The 3,832-nt window shown below is 71.8% G+C and carries 3 protein-coding genes and 1 pseudogene (1 of these 4 running past the window's edge); all 4 read right to left on the bottom strand.

Translation table 11 applies throughout. The annotated features are described in order from the left end of the window. Nucleotides 1–1,330, bottom strand: a pseudogene (gene katG, locus FrCorBMG51_RS18730) (catalase/peroxidase HPI) (it extends 919 nt beyond the left edge of the window). A 26-nt stretch (nucleotides 1,331–1,356) separates the two neighbouring features. Next, on the bottom strand, nucleotides 1,357–1,809 hold the full coding sequence (locus FrCorBMG51_RS18725) for a Fur family transcriptional regulator (RefSeq protein WP_076843858.1): 453 nt from the start codon (nucleotides 1,807–1,809) through the stop codon (nucleotides 1,357–1,359). A 248-nt stretch (nucleotides 1,810–2,057) separates the two neighbouring features. Beyond that, nucleotides 2,058–2,408: a hypothetical protein gene (locus tag FrCorBMG51_RS18720; RefSeq protein ID WP_047224360.1), complete on the bottom strand. Its 351-nt coding sequence runs from the start codon at nucleotides 2,406–2,408 to the stop codon at nucleotides 2,058–2,060. A gap of 2 nt (nucleotides 2,409–2,410) precedes the next feature. Then, nucleotides 2,411–3,610, bottom strand: a complete 1,200-nt coding sequence (locus tag FrCorBMG51_RS18715; RefSeq protein WP_047224359.1) for a hypothetical protein — start codon at nucleotides 3,608–3,610, stop codon at nucleotides 2,411–2,413. Nucleotides 3,611–3,832 lie beyond the last annotated feature (222 nt).

Genomic DNA, 3,832 nt, shown 5'->3' with positions numbered 1-3,832 from the left:
CCTGCCACAGCAGCGGCTCGGTCGGGACCTCCGGACCAAGGTAACGCGAGATCGGCCCCAGGTCGCGGTGCGTCAGCTTGAACCAGGCCCGGGCGAACGCGTCCGCGAACTGGTCCGGGTGTTCCAGGAAGCGCCGCGCGATGGGCTCGTAGATCGGGTCGAACCGGAGGGAGAGGTCCGTCGTCAGCGCCGTCGGGGCGTGGCGCTTCGACGGGTCGTGGGCGTCGGGGACGGTGCCGGCGCCGGCGCCGTCCTTCGGCTTCCACTGGTACGCGCCGGCGGGGCTCCTGGTCAGCTCCCACTCGTAGCCGAACAGGGTCTCGAGGAAGCTGTTGTCCCAGGTCACCGGGGTGGGCGTCCACGCGCCCTCGAGCCCGCTGGTGATCGTGTCGCCGCCCTTGCCGGTGCCGAAGGTGTTCTTCCAGCCGAGGCCCTGCTCCTCGATGGGGGCGGCCTCGGGCTCCGGGCCGACGTACCGGTCCGCGTCGGCCGCGCCGTGGGTCTTGCCGAAGGTGTGGCCGCCGGCGATCAGGGCGACCGTCTCCTCGTCGTTCATCGCCATCCGGCGGAACGTCTCGCGGATGTCCCGTGCAGCGGCGATCGGGTCCGGGGCACCGTTCGGGCCCTCCGGGTTGACGTAGATGAGGCCCATCTGGACCGCGGCGAGGGGGTTCTCGAGCTCCCGTTCGCCGGTGTAGCGCTCGTCGCCGAGCCAGACGCCCTCGGGGCCCCAGTAGACGTCCTCGTCAGGCTCCCAGACGTCCTCACGGCCACCGGCGAAGCCGAAGGTCGTGAAGCCCAGCGACTCCAGGGCGACGTTGCCGGCGAGGACGAACAGGTCGGCCCAGGAGAGCTGCTGGCCGTACTTCTTCTTGACCGGCCACAGCAGACGGCGGCCCTTGTCGAGGTTCGCGTTGTCCGGCCAGCTGTTGAGGGGCGCGAAGCGCTGCTGGCCGGCACCGGCACCACCGCGACCGTCGCTGATGCGGTACGTGCCCGCGCTGTGCCACGCCAGCCGGATTATGAGCGGGCCGTAGTGGCCGTAGTCAGCCGGCCACCAGTCCTGCGAGGTCGTCAGGACCTGCTCGATGTCCCGCTTCACGGCGGCGAGGTCGAGGGTCCTGAACGCCTCGGCGTAGTTGAACTCCTTGCCGAGGGGGTTGGCCACGTCGGGGTTCTTGGCAAGGATCCTGAGGTTGAGCCGGTTCGGCCACCAGCCGCGGTTCCCGCCGCCCTGGGTGGGGTGCGGGGCACGCCCGTTCGCGACCGGACGCTGGCCACCACTCTCCGTATTCGTGTCGGGTATGACCGCATCGTGGTTCTCGGACATTGAGATTCCTCCCGGGCCTAGGCGGATCAGGGGCGGTCAGCAACTGCGTGCGGGGAACAGCCGGTACACAGGCCCCAGCAGATGACCTCGGCCTCGTCGATCGAGAAGCCGCGGTCGCCGGACGCGGCCAGGCAGGGTGCCTCACCGACGGCGCGGTCGACGGCACAGTCGACGCCAGCGACGGCACCGCACGACCGGCATCCGACGTGGTGGTGGTTGTCTCCTGCCCGCGACTCGTAGCGGGCCACGGAGCCGGACGGTTGGACGCGCCGAACCGGGCTCGTGGCCGTCAGCGCACGCAGCGAGTCGTACGCGGCCTGGTGGGACACCCCGGGCAGATGCCCGCGCGCGGCGCCGACGAGCGAGTCCGTGCCGGCATACGGATGCGCGTGCACCGCGCTCAGCACCGCCATCCGAGGACGGGTCGCACGCGGGACGGCCCCGCGCAGTGCCTGCCGGAAGTCCAAGGCCGTAGTCACGTCCCCGACCCTGGCCCGTTTTCTGGAATCAGTCAAGAATCCAGAAGGCACGTTATCTTGATCCATATTGGGTAGGGCCCGTGTTCCAACGGCAGGCACGGCCGTTGCTGGACACAGCGGTCCCGACGACCCCCAACAAGATCGACATCGCGGGCGGGCGGTGCTCGGTTCCAGCGGAGCGCACCGGTGGCCACCCGCGCGACGACGCGACCCGAACCGGGCGTCCCGGCATCGGGGTGAGTGGCGGGTCAGTCCGTCACCAGCGAGGCGCTCGATGCCACGGAGACCGTGTTGCCGAAGGAATCCCTGGCAGAGTCACCGTCCACGAGCGGACACACCCCGGCGGCCGTGAGCGCTCGGCCGCCGGGCTCGAGGGTCACTGTCGAGCTGCCGTTCACGTTCGTCTGCCCGTTCGTCCCGGAGAACGTGAACGAGCAGCTGGCCCCGACAACGATCGCCTGGCCGTCGCTCGACAGCACGTCGGACGTTGTGAGCTGTGGGGTGCCCGCGGTCCAGGTCCCGCTCGTCGCCCCGGTGTACGGCGACGAGCCGGCCGTTGCCGAGACATCGGCTGGCCGGGCGGCCGCTGCGCCGGCCATGGTCAGCGCGGCGCGCCGAAGGCGGCGACGATCCGGCTACGCGCCACGGCGTCCCGCAGCGCGTCGTTGTTCACCGCCACCCCGGTCGTGGCGAGCTGCCGGGCGATGTCCGTCGTGCCGAGGCGGGCGAGGCCTGCGACCGTCGTGTCGACCCCGGCGCCCGCGAGCGCGCCGACGATCCCGGACCCGAGCCCGACGACCGCGCCGGACGCCGTCCCGAGGTCACCGGCCGGGGTGTTCGCGACCGTCGGGTCGACGACGACCTGACCGAGCACCGCCGTCGCCGTCTCCCGCGGTAGCCGCGAGACGACGTCACCGGTCACGAGCTGGACGGTCGAGGCGACGCCGCCGAGCTGCTGGTCCGCCGGGAGCGCGGCGAGCACGGACGCCGCGGTGACCCCGTTCGACAGCACCGCGCCGCCGACGACGGCGCGCAGGTCGGCGACGGTGGCGCCCGGGCGCTCGACGATCTCCCTGACCGTCGGCACGGTCATCAGGTCCTCCAGGCCGGCCACGGTCCGGACCACCTCGTCGGGCCTCGCGTCCTGGGGCCGGAACACGATGCCGGTGTTGCCGATCTGCGGCTTGATCTTGACTGCTTCCCCGAGGGTGGTGCCGGCGAACTCGACAAGCTGGAAGTCGTTGCCGGTCTGGGCGATGAAGGCCGTCCTGTCGGCGATCTTGACCGTGCCGAGGACGCCGAGGTTGCCCGGTACCTGCGGGCGCGGGGCCGTCTGGGAGCGCAGGTCGAACAGGTCGTTCTGCAGCGCCGTGAGCTTGCTCTCCAGCTCGTGGACGACGCCGACGAGGTCGGAGCGCAGTTCCGTCACCGCCGCCGCGAGCCGGACGAACTGGTCGTGGACGGCGTCGAACTCGTTCTCGATCGCGTGGAAGCGCGCGTTGAAACCGAGCTCCTCGGGGGTCGCGGAGGCCTGCACCCGGTCCTCGCCGTCGACCCAGTCGGTGTGCGCGAAGGTGCGCGCGTACGTGACGACGGTGTCCGGGTCGACGGTCTGCACGTCGGTCGCGAAGTCGAACGGCGTGGGCCGGGAGTTGCCGGTCGCCCCGACGATCCACCAGCCGAGGATCTCGCCGATCTTCGACTCGGCGAGCCCGGCGGACTTGAGCGTCCCGGCGACCTGCTGGGTCGAGACGCCGTTGACGAGAATGTCCCTGTCGAGGAACGAGATCGGTTGCGGCACGGCGGGCCTCCTGGCTCTGCGTCGGACGGGCCCGGAGGGCGGACGGCTCCGGGCGGCGGACGACGTTCTTCTCGGGTGCGGACGGCGGTCGGTGCGTGATCGTCCAGCCCGGCTCAGCCGGGCGGCCCGTACCGCTCGGTGCCGACGGCGCGGCGGCGGCGGAACCGGGTGTACCCGCGGGAGACCCGGCCGGAGAGGAACTGCGGCGGCCCGCCGTCCGGC

This window comes from Protofrankia coriariae (genome assembly GCF_001017755.1).
Taxonomy (GTDB): domain Bacteria; phylum Actinomycetota; class Actinomycetes; order Frankiales; family Frankiaceae; genus Protofrankia; species Protofrankia coriariae.
Note: the sequence above shows the minus strand (reverse complement) of the source record. Positions and strands in the feature narration are given on the sequence as shown.